Genomic DNA, 18,245 nt, shown 5'->3' on the forward strand with positions numbered 1-18,245 from the left:
TCAAAACCGCCTATTCGTTACGCAGCGCCGCGGCAGGCTGCACACGACTGGCCTGGAACGCAGGATAGAGCGTGGCCAGCAGACTGAGCAGGAAGCCCGCACCAACTACCAAAGCCACATCTGCCCAAGATAGTTCTGATGGCAGGTAATCCACCGGGTACACATCGGACTTAAGAAACTGGATGCCTAATGTGGATTCAAGGCCCGCCACCAGATCGGTGACCGCCAGTGAAGCCAGGACCCCCAATACACCACCAACGAGTGCGCCAACTAATCCCACTAACGCCCCCTGACTGACAAAGGTGAGGAGAATCTGCCGTGTGCTAGCGCCCATTGTGCGCAGAATGGCGATATCCGAGTGCTTGTCGATTACCACCATCACCAAAGTCGAGACCACATTAAAAGCGGCAATGGCAATGATCAGCAGCACCAGCAACCCCACCAGATTGCGGGACATCTGGATCGCTTGGTAGAGATTACCGTGGGTGCGACTCCAATCAGTTCCGTAATAGCCATCGCGAGGCAGGTCTTTCAACAGCCGCCGCATAATCCAGTTGGCTTCCAGCATTTCGGTCACACGTAACTGGATGCCTGCGCCACCCTTTTGGCCAGCCAGGCCCTGGGCCTGCTCCCAGGAAACCAGGGCCAACGATTGATCCAGAACTGTCCCAGAATGAAAGACCTCCGCCACCTTGAAACCGGCCACACGTGCGGCGCGACGGCTACCCGAGGCCGCATCGTTATTGGGCACGATCAAAGACAGGTAATCGCCCTGCTCCACCCCCAGTTTTTCTGCGATTCCGCGCCCGAGAATTACACCCGGCTCGGAATCATCGAGCATGGCTGAGAAAGCATTGGGGCTGAGGAAATCATTGATATTCGATACATTGACGATGGTGTCGGGATTTACCCCCTGCACCAGCAGTGGTGTAACCTCGCTGCCACGACGAGCCAGTGCGTTCACCTGCCAAACTTCCGCCGCGGACTCCACCTCAGCATCCGCCGCCAATTGATCGCGCAGAGCAGGCCAATCCACCGCCACAGTGGCGTTATAGATAGTCGCATGGGGCATGATGCCGAGAATACGCTCACGCAGCTCGCGATCGAAGCCATTCATTACCGACATCACCACGATCATCAAGGCAACGCCGAGAATCAGACCAATCATCGACAGGCCGGAAATAAATGACACCAGGCCTACGGAGTCATCGCTGCGGCGCTGGGCTCCGGCATAGCGCAGGCCGATAAAGGCTGGGAGTGGCTTAAACATGATCACCTTGGTGCCAATCACTGAGAAGCTCGCCATCCACTAGGTGCAAGCAGCGATCCAGGGCTGCGGCAAGGTCCGGGTCATGGGTGACAATCACAAAGCTGATACCCATCTCCTGGTTGAGTCGGTCCATCAATTTGTGAATCTCCCCTGCCGTGGTTCTATCCAGGTTGCCGGTGGGCTCATCCATCAGCACACAGGCAGGGCGAGTCACCAGTGCCCTCGCAATCGCTACACGCTGGCGTTCTCCCCCGGAGAGCTGCGAAGGCTTATGATCAACCCTCTCACCCAGGCCTACCGCTTCCAGCATGGATTTGGCCTCGGTCCGGGCATTGGCCACACTGTGCTTACCGATCAGCAGTGGCATTGCCACATTTTCCAGGGCACTGAATTCATTGAGCAGGTGGTGAAACTGGTAAACAAAACCGAGACTGCTATTACGCAACCAGCCGCGCTCATTGGCATTGAGTGTTGCCAGGTTCTGACCGGCCACCCAAACCTCTCCACTACTCGGCGTGTCCAACCCGCCGAGTAAGTTGAGCAAGGTGGATTTGCCGGAGCCCGAGGCCCCCACGATGGCAAGCTTCTCACCCCGCTCTACTTGCAACTCCACACCACGCAGAACCTCAAGATCTCTGCCGCCCTGGCGATAGCTCTTGCGCAGCTGGCGGCAGGCCAGGACAGCATCACCGGGAGCCGTTGCCGGCCTCGCCTTCTCAGTGTCTATTTCCACTCGACTATTCATCAATATTTGCCGCTTCCAAATTCTGAGAAATTACTTTAGATACTGATCGTATCTATATTATTTATATAACAATTATTCGTAACGCAAAGCTTCCGCTGGCTCGATTTGGGCCGCCCGCCATGCGGGCAGCAGTGTCGCTAATAAACTCATACAGATAGCGGCGGATAAGACTACCACTGCATCGCCAACACGAAACTCTGATGGCAAATAGCTCACGAAAAATACCCGCGGATCAAAAATCTTGGCGCCCAAAAGGTTTTCCATCCAGCTCACCATCTCGGTGAGATTGAGCGCGATTAGGATTCCCAGCAAGGCGCCGGTAAATGCGCCTATCAGCCCGATCGCACTGCCCTGCACAACGAACACTGCCATTATTTGGCGTGAAGTGAGCCCCAGGGTTCTGAGCACGGCGATATCGGAGCGCTTGTCCGCCACCATCAGCACCAAGGCGGAGACAATATTAAAAGCCGCTACAGCTACGATGATCATCAACATTAAAGTGACCACCGTCTTCTCCATCTTCACGGCCTGAAACAGGCTTCCCTGGGAATGGCTCCAATCTTCACCACTAAAACCCTCCCCGAGGGCCGCGGCGTAGGGCTCAACCCTACCGAGAGCATTATCCATATCGTCAAAACGCAGCTGTAATCCCTGCACCCTGCCGGACATGCGCATTAATCGGGCTGCATCCTCTACATTCATCAGTGCCACATTTTGGTCCACCTGAGCGCCTACCGAGAAAACTCCGACGACAGTAAAGCGTTTGGTGCGTGGGAAGATACCAGCGGGAGTTACCGCCACCTCGGGCAGGGTCAGAGTGACGGACTCGCCGGGCAGCACATTGAGCTGCTGGGCGAGAATACGGCCGAGCACTATTTGGTAACTGCGGGGCTGTAACTCATCCAGGCTGCCCATCACCATATGCTCGCCAACTTCAGAGACGTCGCGTAGGGCCTTGGGATCTACACCTTGGAACTCGACCCCGTGGCTATCGCCGTAGGCGCTTAACAGGGCAAACCCTTTTACAAAGGGACTTACCGCCTCCACATGGGGCTGCTGTTCAAGCTTCTGAGCCACGCCCTGCCACTCTTGCAAGCCGCCTTCGCGCTCGATAAAACCGTGGGGAACCACGCTCAATATTCGCGTTTTCAACTCACGATCGAAGCCGTTCATCACAGAAGTCACGACGATCAAGGCAAGAACGCCCAACGCCATGCCAATCAGGGAGAAGCCATTAATAAAGGAAATGAACTGCTGCCTGCGGCGGGCAGCCACATATCTCAGGCCAATAAAAAGGGGGACAGGTTTTAACATAGAGCCGATTTAAACGGAAAATAGTCAAGAAATCCAAGGATTTAGACAACTTCAGCGCTTGGGAAAAATTTTTAGCTTAGCCCGCAGGCGCTGCAGCTCTGCCTCGCTCCAATCCGGAGGCTCGGTCAGGGCAATCCAGGCGAGCGTGTATCCTGCTGCCGAATAGCGGTGTCCGAAATCCCGTGGCGTGACCCCTACATTAAAGTCCGCTAACAGCTGCAACATAGTGACAACAGGGAACCAGCGAAGGTCCGGAGACACATCGGGCCCTCTGGGGCGCTCCAGCCAGTCAGGTCTGCGAAACGCCCAGCGAAAGTCAAAAAAGACAATCGGATCACTAGCATGCTGCAGGAAGGCGATACGGAATCTACCCCAGGGCTTCTGTCCTAAATAACCACCGTACTGATTTCCAAAGCGCACCACCTCTCCCCCTTTAAACTGGGGGAGCCAAGCGGGGGTGCCGGGATCACGATTGTCGGTAATCATTCTCCAGGATCGCATACTAAACGGAGGGCCAGCCCAAAGAGCACCATTAATGGGGCTATCAATCACATCGTAGAACTGAAAGGAGTCTTCAGAGAGCTTGGCTCCTAAACTTAGCCCGTATAGATAAAGTCTTGGGCGAGTGTTTACCGGTAACTCCTCCCAGTAATCGTAAATCACCTTGAACAGTATGCGAGCGGATGTTCTGATCGACTGAGCATCTGTAAACAATACGATGGGGCCCGGTAAATACGAGTACTGTACGGCCACTGTAGCTACATCTCCCCGGTACAGAAATTCAAGAGAATTCACTGCCCCTGGATCGATCCAGCCATCCCCAACCGGGGTTGCAATCAGCAAAATTTCTCGCTCAAACGCCTTTACGCGCTTCAACTCTTCAAGTGCCAAAAGTGCACGCTGCTGTGGCGTGTCTGCTGAGTGTACTCCCACATAAACTCTAATGGGGTCCATGCCCTCCCCTGCAACCTCCCGAATATCCTCCGCAGATGGCCCAAGAGACAAAAATCGGCGCCCCTCATGTCCCAACCTATCCCAGGCAAGTAGCGAGTTCGCTCCACCTGACTTGCTGGGATCTTGCGGAGGCGGCAAGTTCGCAACAACAATCAGATCCAGCTTTTCATAGATAAGTGAGACTGCATAGAGGCCCGACTGCAACAACACTCCATTCAACACACTCCAATAAAGTAGCAACGCGACAAGCAGCCCGGTAAGGGCTGCCACCCTTGGCGGGATAGTCTTTTCTAAACGGGCAGATACGCGCAAAACCACCCTGAGAAAGCCTTTGCCTGCCCATCTAAAGAGCAGGAATACGCAGAGCGCGACAACACCAATCGTAATTGGGGCGACGCCAGAAATTGCCGGCATGCCCATCAATGAGCGCACTGAATTCTGCCACTCCGTCCCCTGCCTAAGAAAAACTAAAATAAGGCTGACACCCAAAATAATTATCAGCCCCCTCAGTATTTGTCGCTGCCGATGGTCTAGCGGGATATCGGGAACCCCCAAATACTTCCAAACATAGCGGACCAGCACAGACAGTGAATATCCAACGGTGAATGAAAAACCGGAAAGAATACCCTGCACATAGGCATTGCGAGGAATCAGAGAAGGAGTGAGGCTCAGAGCGAAGAATATCGCGCCCAACAGTAAACCTGAAATTGAGAAAGCGGTTAATTTTTGCATTCATGCCGCCGATAAGCTTGAGCCCAGATCAAAATGGCTTGCGCCAACTTCTCACTGAACAGCCCCATGTAACCCAATAAACAGCCAGAAATGTTTTTGATCTTGAAAGAGTACCTTCTTACGGCAGACCGCACTCAACGCACTGGATAAGTTCTGAGCTTTTCCCGTAGGCGCTTTAACTCCTCGTCACTCCAGTCGGGCGGCTCGGTTAACGCCATCCAAGCGAGGACATACCCTTCAGGTGCATAGCGGTGCCCGAACCCCAGTGGCGCAATCCCCAAGTTTAGGTCTGCCAGTAGTTGCAGCATGGTCACTATAGGAAACCAGTAGAGGTCTGGAGAGACATCCGGCCCTCGTGGGCGCTCCAACCAATCCGGCATTTGAAACATCCAACGCAGATCAAAAAAGACTATTGGATCACTGGCGTGCTGCAAAAAGGCGATTCGAAAGCTTCCCCAGGGTTCCTGCCCTAAATAACCGCCATATTGATTACCAAAACGAACAACCTCTCCCCCCTTAAACTGCGGTAACCAGGCTGGGGTTCCGGGGTCGCGACTATCCGTGATGATGCGCCAGATGCCTGTGCCAAATGGCGGCCCTGCCCAGAGCACGCCATCGATAGGATCATCAATAATGTCATAAAAATCAAAGGAGGCTTCCGATAACTGAGCACCGAGACTCAAGCCAAAGAGGTACAGTCTTGGGCGAGTTTCAACTGGCAGCTCCTCCCAGTATTCGTAGATCACCTTAAACAAAGCCCTGGCGGAATCCAGCCCATATTGATTATCTGTTAATAATGCAATCGGGCTTGGCAAAAAGGAGTATTGGGTAGCAACGGTAGCCACATCCCCTCGATAAAGAAATTCCAGGGAGTTTATAGCCCCAGGATCTAACCAGCCTTCGCCAGTGGGTGTCGCAATTAGCAATATCTCTCTATCGAATGCATTGAGGCGCTTTAGTTCAGCAAGTGCCAGGAAGGCTCTTTGCAATGGAGTTTCTGCAGCCCGCAAACCCACAAAGACCCTTATCGGCTCTTTGCCTAACCCGGCAACCTCACGGATATCCTCCACAGAGGGGCCAAGGGTTAAAAAGCGACGCCCCTGATGCCCGACACTTTTCCAAGTTAATAGAGAGTCCGCACCGCCAACCTTGTTGGGGTCCTCAGGTGCCTTCAGCCCTTCTGCAATTGCCTGATCATGTTTTTCCCAAATGACCGAGACAATATGCACCCCTACCTTCAGGAGCACCCCATTTAGAATGCCCCAGTAAAGTGCCACTGCCACCAGCAACCCAATGAGCAAAGCCACCCTTTCAGGAATATGCACGGATAGATACTTGGTAACAGCATGAATGACTCGGCGAAACCCTTTACCCATCACCCAGAATGTGAGAAAGACCAGCAGGGCCACGGACCCCACGGTAAAGGGCCCGATCCCGGTAACCGGCTGCATACCCATCAAGGCCCGCACCGAGTTCTGCCAGTGCGCCCCCTGCCAAAGAAAAATAATGATCAGGCATATGCAGGCAACCAGCGCTAAGCGTTTAAGCACTCTGCGCACCCCAGGACTGAGAGGAATGTCGGGAAGCTCAAAGTAATTCCACAGCCAGTGCATAAACAAGCCGATCACATAGCCAAAAGTGAAGGAGGTTCCGGCGAGAACACCTTGCATGAGGGCAGTGCGTGGAATCAGAGAGGGCGTAAGAGAGAGAGCAAAGAGAATAGCGCCAAGCAATAGCCCCAGAACTGAGAAGGTTTTTGAGAGTCGCATCCATGCCCGCCCACAGGACTAAGCCCAATGGTCAGCCTAGCACACACATACCCTCCTTCCCCGGACCTTTTTCCCCTGCAAGGCGCCTTCTTCGGTATAAAAACGTGAAGAAGTCCAAGTGTTTTGGCATTTTTTCTGTTTTAATGGCCCGGCGTATTCGAACACCTAAATCGGAGAACAATAAATGTTCAGCAGAAATCGCAACGGAGTGGCCCAGATCGCTGGTACCGTGGCACTTCTTTTGGCATTTGGCGCCCAGGCAAAAACCCTGGAGATTCCTGTAGGCTCCCAGGGCGCAGAGCTGTCCTTTGGTGAAGCTCGCGGCATGAAGAAAAACGATATCAGCACGCGCCTTGGTGAGCCCCTCAGTATTATGGGCCCCGTCGGCGAGCCCGCTATCACCCGCTGGGAATACAACGACTTCTATGTCTTCTTTGAGCGAGACACAGTACTGCACACGGTGAAGAAGCCGCGCGGCTAGGCCCGTGCGATTTTGGGGCAGGTATCGAATCCAAGCCCCACTCCCTCTTTCCGCAAGCCGCCAAGCGCTTTCTTTACCCACGCAATCCTGATGCTTTTCAATGGCGCCACCCAAATAGGCCCCTATCCCGGCAAGCTTTCAAATTGCCAAGGGACTGGATTTCCCCTCAGCAACAGGTCAATATGCCCGCCGTAACTTCACCTTGGTGGCGTGGTCAGCTTTTAGGCAAGCCGGCAGAACACCACCTTCAGGACTAGCGAGAAACCGATAGAAAATGACAGTAAAAGTCGAATCCGTAGATAGCCTATTAAAATCCACCGGCCGTGAGGGCGAAGAAGTTCGCGTACAGGGCTGGATCAGAACCCGTCGCGACTCCAAAGCCGGTCTTTCTTTCCTGGCAGTACACGACGGCAGTTGCTTTGACCCTATTCAGGTCATTGCCGAGAATCATCTGCACAATTACCAGTCTGAAGTGCAGCGCCTGACCACCGGCTGTGCAGTGGATATTGTTGGAACCGTCAAGCCTTCAGAAGGCAAGGGCCAATCGATCGAGTTGTTAGCTTCTGAAGTTCAAGTGGTCGGCTGGGTAGAAGACCCGGACACCTACCCAATGTCCCCCAAACGCCACACCATGGAGCACCTACGCGAACACGCGCATCTACGCGTCCGTACTAATGTCAGCGGCGCGGTGGCTCGAGTTCGCAACTGTATCGCTCAGGCGATTCATCGCTTCTACCACGAGAACGGCTTTAACTACGTACACACGCCCATTCTCACCGCCTCTGACTGTGAGGGCGCCGGAGAAATGTTCCGGGTTAGCACTCTGGATATGGAAAACCTGCCACGCAACGAGCAGGGCGCTATCGATTACAGTAAGGACTTTTTTGGCGAGGAGAGCTTCCTTACCGTATCTGGCCAGCTGAATGTTGAGAGCTACTGTCTGGCCCTATCCAAGGTTTACACCTTTGGCCCCACCTTCCGTGCGGAGAACTCCAACACCACTCGCCACCTAGCCGAGTTCTGGATGGTAGAGCCGGAAGTGGCTTTTGCCGATCTGGCCGATATCGCTGATCTATCTGAGCAAATGCTGAAGTACATCTTCAAAGCCGTACTGGAAGAACGTGCCGACGATATGGCCTTCTTCGCCCAGCGCATCGATAAAGAGGCCATCAGCCGCCTGGAGAACATCATCGAGAATGATTTCGCTCGCATCAACTACTCCGATGCCATCGAAATCCTGGAAAACTGTAAAGAGAAGTTCGAATTCCCCGTCTCTTGGGGCATAGACTTGGCCTCTGAGCACGAACGCTACCTGGCTGAGAAACACTTCAAGAAGCCAGTGATTGTTCTGAACTATCCGAAGGATATCAAAGCCTTCTATATGCGTATGAACGATGACGGTAAAACTGTAGCCGCCATGGATGTACTGGCACCGGGTATCGGTGAAATTATCGGCGGTGCCCAGCGTGAAGAACGCCTTGAGAAGCTCGACGAACGCATGGATGAAATGAACATCCCCAAAGATCACCTCGACTGGTATCGCGACCTGCGCCGCTACGGCACAGTGCCTCACGCAGGCTTTGGTCTGGGCTTCGATCGCATCGTGTCTTACGTAACTGGCATGGGTAACATCCGCGATGTTATCCCCTTCCCGCGCACACCAAAGAACATCTCGTTCTAATTAAAAAGCCCCGCTCTGCGGGGCTTTTTCTTTTTCAACCTGGGTTTAGCAGGCCCTATCAGGCAATCTGGCCCGTTGCCGCCGCAATAATATCATCGCTAGCTTTTTCACTAATCATATACACCGGCACCACGATAAAGAAGCCCGGAATACGTGGAAATACCGAAGCATCCACCACTCGTAAATTATTGGTGCCATGTACCCGAAATTTACTATCCACTACTGCCATTGGATCACTGGCTGGCCCCATTTTATTGGAACAGGAAGCGTGGTGACCCCATGCCTGATTTTTAACAAACTGACCGATTTGCTCATCGGTCTGCACATCTCCACCGGGCAATAACTCCCTGGCTACCTGCTGGCCAACGATAGGGGCCGACATAATATCCCGGGATATTTTTACACCCTCGACTACCGCCTGTAAGTCTTTTTCATAATCACCACTACCCTCATCAAAATAGTGAAAATTAATCTCTGGGGTGTCCTGCGGATTGGCAGAGCGCAAAGTTACCCGCCCAGCCGTATTATTAGTATGACCTTTAAGTACGATCCAGGAGAAGCGATCTTTGTAGTCCCTTAGCGCCTGAGAATAACCGGGGTAATAACCGTGGAAATCAGAGGGCGCTCCAAAAATAAACAAATCAGGATCTGGTAGGTCGGGGTGGGAGCGCTTCACCAAAGACAGTACTGGACCATTGCCACTGTAGGGGCCTTTATTCAGCCAACCGTAGCGATATCGATTCAGACAGGGATCACCCTGCTCGCCCCAGGTACAATCCTTGAGAAGGGCCAAATCCTCGGTCATCTCACTAACAATGCCGACTTCGTAGCGATCCTGCAAGTTTTCACCTACACCCGGCAAGTCAACTATCTGATCAATTCCGTGCTGAAAAAGCTCTTGGCTAGGACCCACTCCGGATAATTTCAGCAGCTGAGGACTATTGAATGCCCCTCCCGAAAGAATCACCTCCCTACTCGCCCTCACCTGCCGCATAGTACCAATGGAGCCGGCATCATCGTGATAAGGGTCAGCCTTATAGAGGTTCGCCCCCTCCATAAACTCCACCCCAATAGCCGTTTTACCTTCAAACATCACCCTTGTTGCCAGCGCATTGGTGCGAATATGTAACAGGTTTGGATAGCGACTCTGGGTATCCAAAAGGTGCTCCCGTACGCTCTTGCGACGACTCCTGCTATCTGCAGCCATCGGGGCAATAAAAGGCCCCTCCTCTCCCGAGGCCACATCCCAGTGATTGATATCTAAGCGTAGGTTTCCAGAAATAATCTGTTCAAGGGCTCCCTCCAGTCCGTATTTCGCCAATGCTGCCTTGACGATTTTTAATATTGCCGGGTCTTCCAACAGCAAAGCCGGATTACCTCTGTTAGTAGGAAGCCATCCATCAAAACCATGGCGAGAGGGATTCGAAAAAATTGGACGGGAAACATATTGGCATCGCTCAAGCCGCTCAAAATATCGCCGCATATTGCTGCTGCCCCAAGAACTATCTCCTGTCGCTTGAGCAATACGGTCAAAGTCATTGTTGTGGGGATAGACAGTAATCAGCGCATGGTGTGTCGTACAGCCCCCTATAGTACTAGCCCGCGGATATAAAACACCTTTACCTGGAATATACTTATCATCCAGCTGTTGTTGATTAAAATCCGCGTAATGCTTAATAAAGAAATCCCAGCTCAGCTTGCGGTCTTCTGACGCAAAAGGGTGCCAAGCGGGAATATTATGTGTGTCATCACTAGGGTCATTGGCCCCCGCCTCAAGCACCAATACCGAAAAGCCCGCCTTTGCCAGGTTTGCCGCTAATGGACCCCCTCCCGCACCAGAACCAACAATTACGTAATCATAAACATCATAAAACTGATTTGAACTACCCGAAAATGCAGAGCCAAACCCAGAAGCAACAGCACCTGCTGCCAAGCCCATTTGAAGGGCGCGCTTGGTAAAAGTTCTTCGGTCAATGCCTGCTAGATGATTTTTTTTCTCCGGCGTTTTCTTCTTATCCATATTAGTTATTCGCTCTAATGTTTTAAAGGCTGCACGACGCACGCTAAGGGATGAAACAGATACAATCTAAAAAACCAATACTAATTATTTAACTCTAAAGCTTTTCAAGCCTATCTAGAACGTATTTTTAAGCAACCAGTAAAATCTCGTTTTAAAACGAGCATCGCAAAATGTCAGCACAATGAGTTATAACAAACTAAGCCTTTTCGCCACCCAGAACTCCAACCTCAACCCCAAGAGAACCTTCTCCAACAACGCCTCTATCAAAGCCATTACCCTCATAAACTGGAATTTTTGATTAACTTGCGAGTTGAACTCCCCCGGAGTTACAAAAGGCGACAAAATGTGAACTAGTGTGAACTTTACACTCGCCAATTATCGAATTTTATAAAATATAACAGTTAAACAATCGTACTTGTTGCGCCAAACACCAAGCCACAGTTATGATTCAAGTCATGAAGCAAAAAAATTAAAAAAAACACTTCTGCTTTCAAAAAAGCAGAGAAGATAAAAAGCTTCTGAATTAGCAACTATCAACAGCTATTGACCAATGGCCAAATTGGTTTTAAAAGGGAGAAAGAGATGTCCCTCAGAGAAATCTATATTGACTCCAATTCCTTACCAAAATTTGGTTATTCCAGAGAGGAGGATGTCAATATGCTGATATCTAATCTGGATACTACCTTTCTAAATAATATCAGCATCGTTATTGCAAACGGAAAAGGAATAAGAATCTTCGACCAAGAGAGCATTAATCAATCAACGCTCATCGGATGGGTCTGTCGCTTCCCTGCCGGAACAACCCCTCCAAACGGCCTAAGAATTACTGAGCAAGGCCCTGGGCAATATTACATTTCCCCTGAAAGAAATATGACAGCAACACGTTTTATCGAACTGCTAAAAGAAATGTCTCTGAAAGCAATAACTCTTTTCAAAAGAGCCGATAAAGCCATTTAGTGCTATTAAACACAAGCAAGCAAACCAATAACAATCGAAGGTCTTTACTGCCTACAGACTTACTAAATAATACTGTAGGCAAAAATTAAAAAAGGCTTTTCCCTGAAGATTTTATTTAATCCACTCTCTTTTAATTTACCTTAACTGTAAGTAATACTAAAGAAGTGGCCACTTAAACATTCCTTTTGAAAATAACTACGGATTTAAATCAACATCAATTCGTTTTGCCTTAAAAAACCACCTTAAAAAGAACCCAATAGAAACAACCCCCTATATTGAAGGAGAATACGCTATGCCCAATCAAGTCCGGAGTCGCACTACTGCTACCAGTTGCAATGACATGCTCGCCGATCTGAGCACCGCTCTGGGAGTACCTCAAGCCAATATGCGTTGTATAGGTGTTATGATACAAGCAGGTAAAACCCTAACGTCATTTAGTAATTTTAAGAAGACCATAGGCGGTGGACATGTATCACCATTTGTTGTGGACGCCAACGGATTACAGAGCTGGGACGAAGTCTGCGACAGCAGCTGGCAAACCTGGGCACAAAACTCTGCCACTGGTGAAACCCATGGGACTGTAAATGATGTTATGTTCTACCCAAGCTCAGCAAATGACATCACTATCTATGTACACCCTGCTACAAATACCGAAGTAGCAACTGTTGTAAATAGAGCCCAACAGCTCTTGAACGCCACCAATCTTGTTTATAACCACAACCCAACTCTTACCTCCAGCTTTCCCACAAGTGGAGACTGCGTTACCAAGAGTGCCTGGGTAATGGGGGCCTTCTCCTATTCAAAACCTATGCAAGGTGCAGTAACTCCCTGGGGACAAGCGGTAATCTATGAAGCCTACACATCACCAGTTAACTTTATGAGTAAATGGGTTAAGATTAAAAACAAGGGCTGTAAGCTTGGTGTGATGAACTAATATCTGGCTATAAGATAAATTCTTTATCAAGGCACCTGCACCTATAACCCGGCGAAGAGTTAGGCAAGTTCTGTTCTCTTTTGCCGGGCCTCTAACTGACCACATCGAAGAGAAGTGTTCGATGCTATAGTTAGTCCAGACGCCCCCTAATAACCACTGCTTGAGGAATATCTAATGGTTTACCTCTTTATGCAGGCCTCAGTGAAAGATTTTGATAAATGGCAGAGAGTCCTTATAGACTTCATGCCAATTTTAAAGCGAATGGGCAGTACAAATACATCAGTGTATCAAGAAATAGGCAGCCCCAATAATGTGACCGTGATTCATGAATTCACCTCCAAGGTGAAAGCTGAAGCATTCGTGAACAGTAACGAGTTACATGACTCCCGAAAAGAGGCTGAAGTCATAGGTACACCTAAGATTTGGTATACCGAAATGCTATAAAAAGACTAGCTTCATATACACACCAAGGTGCCCTCCACTACTTAGGTTTCACCTATTTACTTTGAGCAGATGATCAAAGAGCTTACCTGAATTCAATGTCGTGATGCATTAGTGCATCTTCCACTGATCCTGATAAAGCCACCTTAAACCTTTTGCCAAGCCAATTGGAAAGGTTGAATAGTGATCAGCCCCGCTTACCACCTCATCATTGAGAGACATACCCTGATAATTTCGTGAACGCAAACGCCCAACAAAGGCCTTGTGACTGCCCACCATGTCATGATTCATCCTCCCGTTTTCTTGAGTCTCCAGAGCACCAGTTGCAAGGTAAATATTTGCACTTAATGATTTATTCCTTTTTGAATACGCCTCCTCAACATCAAAAATCATTTCATTTTTATACCAAAGCGATGGGCTAGTGAGAATATAACTGGAAAACAGATCCGGCTTATTCAACAATACCCAGGCTCCAAATGACCCGCCTAAAGACTGACCAGCCAAGATTCTTTTTATAGGATTTGTACGATAATTTTTCTCTACAAACGGGATAACCTCTCCCTCAATAAACCTAAGATATTCTGGAGCACCGCCGGTCTTGTAGCGCCTCCAACTTTTATCAACCACCGGGGTAAGATCCCGCACTCGACTAAACTGTCCCAGCTCCCCTTGCGCAAAAGAGATACCGATTACAATCGCCTTATTCATACTTTTCAGATGTGTCACACCTGCAGCAACTTTGAAAGTATAAGGGCCATCATTTAGATAAAGAGTGGGATAAGTTTGATCACTCTGAGAATCATCATAATAGCCAGCAGGCGTTTTAATGTATAAATCATATTTTCGCCCTAATATTTTTGAATGAATTGTAAAAACCTCAGAATTATCTAGCTCAAAAGCTCCAGGCTTGGGAACAACAAGTTCTTCAGCCAGCGCAGGAACGGAACATAGGAATAACACGACTACAATATATTTTAACTTATACACACCCTACTCCTCAGAGTTTACTTTCTACTCTAAAAACCTTTTCCTACCCAAATAGCAATCAGATCATAAAAGCATCAATTACCACAGGTATATGAGAGACACGCGGCATAGAAGCGAAAATAAAAAATTACTTGGCAACAAGTAAGGAGTTTAGATTTTTATATCCAACCGAGACAATTATCTCACTCAAAGGTAAATCTCAGGCCTCTGCTTTCCTACCCTCATTATTAATAAACGATCACTATCGAAACCAAACATGCAGTACAGCTAAGCTCAAGCTCTGCCACCCACGTAAGATAGAAAAAATGCTCTATCATTTATACTGGGCCCCTAGCTCAAACAAACAAATAAATAAATAATCTTTCAGCTTTTAAGTGCCTTGTAGACCCTTAAGGTTTCATCTACCGCCTCAACAAATTCATAAAAACGTTCCAAACTCTTTCCTGTTAAACGATCAGAAGTAGGAAGATCTAATCTAAGTGGATCTATTGCTTTACCATTTTTATGAATTTCATAATGTAAATGCCGCCCCTTAACCCTACCTGTAGCCCCGAGATAACCTATCACCTGCCCTTGCTTCACTTTCATACCAGCCTTGATACCCTTGGCATAACCTTTAAGGTGCGCATAAATAGTTTGAATGCCCGATTTGTGTGCAATGCGAATATAATTTCCAAAGCTACCAAAGTAAGAGGCCCTTTCTATAGTGCCATCTCCAGCGGCAAGTATTGGTGTACCTGATGGAGCACCAAAGTCAAGGCCATTATGCATTCTTGTATACCCCAATACTGGATGTTTACGTCTGCCGTAATATGATGATAGACGTGCATTCTTTAATGGAGTCTTCATAAGGAAGCTTCTTGAGCTTTTTCCACTAGGGTCCAAGTAATCAACAACGCCTGACTCACGATCTTGATAGCGATAAAGGGAAACGGAATCACTTTCTAGAGAAATCTTAGCAACATGTATTGCATTGAAAACTTCATCACCCTCTATATCATCCCGCAAAGTACTATAAAAGATGGAAAAGCGATCACCTGAACGAATCTCACGCTGAAAATCTATCTCGTAACTTAAAATTTCATTCAGCTTAGTCAGTATCGCATTATTCAGACCAAGCTGTAGACCAGACTTATATAAGCTACCTGCAATCTCACCTTCAACATAATGTTTTTGCAAAGTAGTTGGGTTTTTCTTCTTGAAAACGATGAATTTTTGACTAGATTTCTTAATCTCTAGACTCTCAGCAAATGCCAATTTCACCCCAATACTTTGAAACCGTGATTGCTCATCAAAAGTTAATTGAAAAACCTTCCCCACTGGCATTGCATTGACATCAAAGTGCTCAGATAAAAGCTGTATGACTCTATATGCATCTTTATTACCAACGGAGTTTTCAATAAGCAAGGATAACAAACCCTGATTTTTAGCAAGCGATACGGACTTTATTCGGTCATATTTATTGGTAACAAGGGATACACCTCCCATTTCAGACTCATCAATTTGAGTATTTTCCACCCTCAAATAGAACTTATCCGTTTTTGCCGAATAAAATATAGACAGAACATCTTCATTAAGCTTAAAGATACTCTCTTTCTGATCAAAAGACTTTGCCTGCAGTACCTTTGGGTATAGCAGCACCATCATTAGAATATAAATCAATTTAAGAGTAATACTGCCAAAAGAAAACGGTATTCTTTCAGAATCAGCATTTCCAACTAGATACTTTTTCATATCTCAACCAAACCACAATGCAAGCAAATGTTCCGGATCAACTCTTTCACCTTGCTCAATCAACTCAAAATGAAGATGAGGACCTGTTACTTTCCCTGTAACACCAACTGTTCCAATCTTTTGTCCAGCTTTCACATTTTCACCAACCCTCACCTCCCGAGAATCTAAATGCGAGTAAAGTGTCTGTGTATTATCTCCATGATCAACAATAATTATCTTTCCGTAATTTCTATGTTTGTAGTGATCAGTTGAAACAACAACAATTCCACTAGCAACAGAAACTATTGGCGAACCCAGCGGAGCTGCGAAATCCGTACCAAGGTGAGGTTTCCTTCTGAACTCCTCTAAACCTCCAAATTGACTGCTTATACGTGCACCTTCAACCGGGGCTGTCCATGTTTCTGTTTTAGAGCTAGCGATTGAAAAGCTAGAATTTACAAAAACTCCAAAAAATATTAGAAATATGGTAAAAAATACAAGTGCTCCCCTAAAGATCCCTGAAACCAATCTATTAAGCTCAGAACTTTCACAAGCCGCCTCCCTGATATTCACCACTCTCTTTTTAAAAAAAGTTAACTGATTAGCCTCTTCAAATACTGAAAAGGCAGCAACACCCTTACAGCTGGTTTGCCCAGAGCACTGCTGTAATGTTCGCAGCATTGCCTGGGCATATACTCTTCCACTTCCTATTTCGGAGGATTTTAATACTTCTCGGTCGCAGGATAGCTCAATAGCCCATAACAATTGCTCTTTAGCCCACCTAACAAATGGAATGAACCATAAAAAACTCACCAAAACATGGGCAACCATGATAAGCAAGGGGTCTCGCCTTCTTATATGGGTTAATTCGTGCTCCATAATTAATTGCCTTTCCTTGGCATCCATCGATATTAGATAACCAGGCAAAACGAGCCTCAAGTTAAGCAAACCAAAAACGAAGGGTGAGCACTGGGCCTTTGTAACAATTAGTTTTACATTCTTTTTAGACAGGTAATCAGACTGCTTACTGGTTAGCAGATTACTGACAACTTGTCGCTTGAGGTCCACCTCATTAGCAATATCCAGCATTTTAACCAATCTACTATGCCTTCTAAACATCATTATCAGGCTTAGTAATACCCCGCCAAGATACAAAATCATCCAGGAGCCCGTTAGAATGTCGATATAATTCAAAGTTAGTGTTTTATTCTCCAGCTGAGCATTTTCAATTACTGTATAACTAAAAGCCGCCTCTGGAGGCGTAAGATCATATCTAAATTCAGGCACCAAGCCCGTTGAAAAGAAACCCAATAATTGCGCAAGAAAAAATGGCAGACTAATCACACATAAAACACACACCCAAAAGCTACGCCAGCTAGTAACACGCCTAGACTTAAAACTGGCCAGAGAGGTTATTGCTCTTACAGTGATATAAATGAAGCATGCCCAAATTACGGAAAATATGGATGTAACAAAAAGATTGGGCGTAAAGAATGACAACGAGGATAGTAATTCCTGCATATAATCTCACAGCCTCCCCGATTCAGTCTGCTTCAGGCCAGGCATTCAACATTTCCTGTAGCTCTTCCAGGTCTTGGTCATTCATTAATTTACTGTTAGCAAACATAGCTATAGGAAGCGGACCATCCAGCTCAAGAACCCGTGAGGCGAAGTCTGTGGCATATTGTGCAAGTGTTTCGACCTTTTCAAGGGCTGCCTTATAGACTTGAATGCCGTGTACTTCAGACTGAATCACAAAAGACTTATCCCGCATTCTATCCAACGTTTTCCTGGTGGATGAATAGGACCAGCAGAGTTCTGATTTCACCTCTTCATGCAATTCTCTTGCACTTAGTGGACTCTGCTTCCAGAGTGCCTTTAGCAAAGTAAGCTCTGAGGGGGAGGGTTTGGCTTCTCTCATTTATTTTCTTCTCGTGACGTTAATCGCATTTGCGCTACACCGAGGACAAGTATGCGACAAGAGTCGCACGCCGTCAAATAGTAGATGGCTCTACCGGTCTTCATCTCCCAATGATTTTTTGCGCAGCAATTAATGGTGGGAACTAAACAAAAATTGATAACAACCAAGTACGAAGATTCGTAAGCCGTCACCTAGTAATTAAGTGGAATTAGGCTAGAAAGAGTGGATAGTCTGGGAGGCCTAGCTATAAATCAAACATTAGCAAAAACGCACAGGAATTTTTGGATAAACCTTAGTTAACCACTTTGCCAGGGAGTCCGGATTCA

General features: G+C 47.8%; 15 protein-coding genes. 5 read left to right on the forward strand and 10 right to left on the reverse strand.

What is annotated here, in order from left to right:
- Nucleotides 1-10: 10 nt before the first annotated feature.
- The 5 genes from ACJJIT_RS10060 to ACJJIT_RS10080 form a co-directional block, all read right to left on the reverse strand.
- Nucleotides 11-1,270 carry a lipoprotein-releasing ABC transporter permease subunit gene (locus tag ACJJIT_RS10060; RefSeq protein ID WP_444900867.1) on the reverse strand — a complete coding sequence of 420 codons (1,260 nt, stop codon included), beginning with the start codon at nt 1,268-1,270 and terminating at the stop codon, nt 11-13.
- Complete coding sequence (gene lolD, locus ACJJIT_RS10065; RefSeq protein ID WP_444886076.1) at nt 1,263-2,015, reverse strand: lipoprotein-releasing ABC transporter ATP-binding protein LolD; 753 nt, start codon at nt 2,013-2,015, stop codon at nt 1,263-1,265. The genes ACJJIT_RS10060 and lolD overlap by 8 nt, the downstream gene beginning before the upstream one ends.
- Before the next feature lie 72 nt (nt 2,016-2,087).
- Entirely contained in the window at nt 2,088-3,329 is a 1,242-nt protein-coding gene (locus ACJJIT_RS10070; RefSeq protein WP_444900868.1) for a lipoprotein-releasing ABC transporter permease subunit, read from the reverse strand.
- A 51-nt stretch (nt 3,330-3,380) separates the two neighbouring features.
- Nucleotides 3,381-5,015 (reverse strand): alpha/beta hydrolase, encoded by a 1,635-nt coding sequence (locus ACJJIT_RS10075; protein ID WP_252085771.1) that lies wholly within the window; start codon nt 5,013-5,015, stop codon nt 3,381-3,383.
- A gap of 134 nt (nt 5,016-5,149) precedes the next feature.
- A complete protein-coding gene (locus ACJJIT_RS10080; protein WP_252085770.1) occupies nt 5,150-6,784 on the reverse strand; it encodes an alpha/beta hydrolase in 1,635 nt (544 codons plus the stop codon).
- A 184-nt stretch (nt 6,785-6,968) separates the two neighbouring features.
- Between ACJJIT_RS10080 and ACJJIT_RS10085 the strand changes: the two genes are divergently transcribed.
- Together ACJJIT_RS10085 and asnS are read left to right on the forward strand one after the other, a co-directional pair.
- Nucleotides 6,969-7,265 (forward strand): hypothetical protein, encoded by a 297-nt coding sequence (locus ACJJIT_RS10085; RefSeq protein WP_252085769.1) that lies wholly within the window; start codon nt 6,969-6,971, stop codon nt 7,263-7,265.
- 274 nt (nt 7,266-7,539) lie between these two features.
- Nucleotides 7,540-8,946, forward strand: coding sequence for an asparagine--tRNA ligase (asnS, locus tag ACJJIT_RS10090; RefSeq protein WP_252085768.1), 1,407 nt, complete (start codon nt 7,540-7,542; stop codon nt 8,944-8,946).
- A 58-nt stretch (nt 8,947-9,004) separates the two neighbouring features.
- Here asnS and ACJJIT_RS10095 read toward each other — a convergent pair whose 3' ends face one another.
- Nucleotides 9,005-10,966 (reverse strand): GMC family oxidoreductase, encoded by a 1,962-nt coding sequence (locus ACJJIT_RS10095; RefSeq protein WP_252085767.1) that lies wholly within the window; start codon nt 10,964-10,966, stop codon nt 9,005-9,007.
- Between the two features lie 582 nt (nt 10,967-11,548).
- On the opposite strand from ACJJIT_RS10095, the gene ACJJIT_RS10100 reads away from it, so the two are divergent.
- The 3 genes from ACJJIT_RS10100 to ACJJIT_RS10110 all read left to right on the forward strand — a co-directional run bounded on the left by ACJJIT_RS10100 (nt 11,549) and on the right by ACJJIT_RS10110 (nt 13,301).
- A complete protein-coding gene (locus ACJJIT_RS10100) occupies nt 11,549-11,923 on the forward strand; it encodes a hypothetical protein (RefSeq protein ID WP_252085766.1) in 375 nt (124 codons plus the stop codon).
- A 292-nt stretch (nt 11,924-12,215) separates the two neighbouring features.
- Entirely contained in the window at nt 12,216-12,857 is a 642-nt protein-coding gene (locus ACJJIT_RS10105; protein WP_252085765.1) for a hypothetical protein, read from the forward strand.
- Between the two features lie 174 nt (nt 12,858-13,031).
- Nucleotides 13,032-13,301 carry a hypothetical protein gene (locus ACJJIT_RS10110; protein WP_252085764.1) on the forward strand — a complete coding sequence of 90 codons (270 nt, stop codon included), beginning with the start codon at nt 13,032-13,034 and terminating at the stop codon, nt 13,299-13,301.
- Between the two features lie 108 nt (nt 13,302-13,409).
- On the opposite strand, the gene ACJJIT_RS10115 is transcribed toward ACJJIT_RS10110, so the two are convergent.
- From ACJJIT_RS10115 to ACJJIT_RS10130, 4 genes are all read right to left on the reverse strand, one after another.
- A complete protein-coding gene (locus ACJJIT_RS10115) occupies nt 13,410-14,285 on the reverse strand; it encodes an alpha/beta hydrolase (protein ID WP_444900869.1) in 876 nt (291 codons plus the stop codon).
- A gap of 363 nt (nt 14,286-14,648) precedes the next feature.
- On the reverse strand, nt 14,649-16,019 hold the full coding sequence (locus ACJJIT_RS10120; RefSeq protein ID WP_444900870.1) for a M23 family metallopeptidase: 1,371 nt from the start codon (nt 16,017-16,019) through the stop codon (nt 14,649-14,651).
- A 3-nt stretch (nt 16,020-16,022) separates the two neighbouring features.
- Nucleotides 16,023-17,519 (reverse strand): M23/M56 family metallopeptidase, encoded by a 1,497-nt coding sequence (locus tag ACJJIT_RS10125; RefSeq protein ID WP_444900871.1) that lies wholly within the window; start codon nt 17,517-17,519, stop codon nt 16,023-16,025.
- A 22-nt stretch (nt 17,520-17,541) separates the two neighbouring features.
- Nucleotides 17,542-17,919 carry a BlaI/MecI/CopY family transcriptional regulator gene (locus ACJJIT_RS10130; protein ID WP_444890429.1) on the reverse strand — a complete coding sequence of 126 codons (378 nt, stop codon included), beginning with the start codon at nt 17,917-17,919 and terminating at the stop codon, nt 17,542-17,544.
- Nucleotides 17,920-18,245: the final 326 nt, after the last annotated feature.

It is taken from the genome of Microbulbifer mixtoriginis (SeqCode) (genome assembly GCF_052467515.1).

Coding starts and splice junctions, on each gene's coding strand:
- ACJJIT_RS10060 (WP_444900867.1), bottom strand. CDS start 1,270: ATGTTTAAGCCACTCCCAGCCTTTATCGGCCTGCGCTATGCCGGAGCC.
- lolD (WP_444886076.1), bottom strand. CDS start 2,015: ATGAATAGTCGAGTGGAAATAGACACTGAGAAGGCGAGGCCGGCAACG.
- ACJJIT_RS10070 (WP_444900868.1), bottom strand. CDS start 3,329: ATGTTAAAACCTGTCCCCCTTTTTATTGGCCTGAGATATGTGGCTGCC.
- ACJJIT_RS10075 (WP_252085771.1), bottom strand. CDS start 5,015: ATGCAAAAATTAACCGCTTTCTCAATTTCAGGTTTACTGTTGGGCGCG.
- ACJJIT_RS10080 (WP_252085770.1), bottom strand. CDS start 6,784: ATGCGACTCTCAAAAACCTTCTCAGTTCTGGGGCTATTGCTTGGCGCT.
- ACJJIT_RS10085 (WP_252085769.1), top strand. CDS start 6,969: ATGTTCAGCAGAAATCGCAACGGAGTGGCCCAGATCGCTGGTACCGTG.
- asnS (WP_252085768.1), top strand. CDS start 7,540: ATGACAGTAAAAGTCGAATCCGTAGATAGCCTATTAAAATCCACCGGC.
- ACJJIT_RS10095 (WP_252085767.1), bottom strand. CDS start 10,966: ATGGATAAGAAGAAAACGCCGGAGAAAAAAAATCATCTAGCAGGCATT.
- ACJJIT_RS10100 (WP_252085766.1), top strand. CDS start 11,549: ATGTCCCTCAGAGAAATCTATATTGACTCCAATTCCTTACCAAAATTT.
- ACJJIT_RS10105 (WP_252085765.1), top strand. CDS start 12,216: ATGCCCAATCAAGTCCGGAGTCGCACTACTGCTACCAGTTGCAATGAC.
- ACJJIT_RS10110 (WP_252085764.1), top strand. CDS start 13,032: ATGGTTTACCTCTTTATGCAGGCCTCAGTGAAAGATTTTGATAAATGG.
- ACJJIT_RS10120 (WP_444900870.1), bottom strand. CDS start 16,019: ATGAAAAAGTATCTAGTTGGAAATGCTGATTCTGAAAGAATACCGTTT.
- ACJJIT_RS10125 (WP_444900871.1), bottom strand. CDS start 17,519: ATGCAGGAATTACTATCCTCGTTGTCATTCTTTACGCCCAATCTTTTT.
- ACJJIT_RS10130 (WP_444890429.1), bottom strand. CDS start 17,919: ATGAGAGAAGCCAAACCCTCCCCCTCAGAGCTTACTTTGCTAAAGGCA.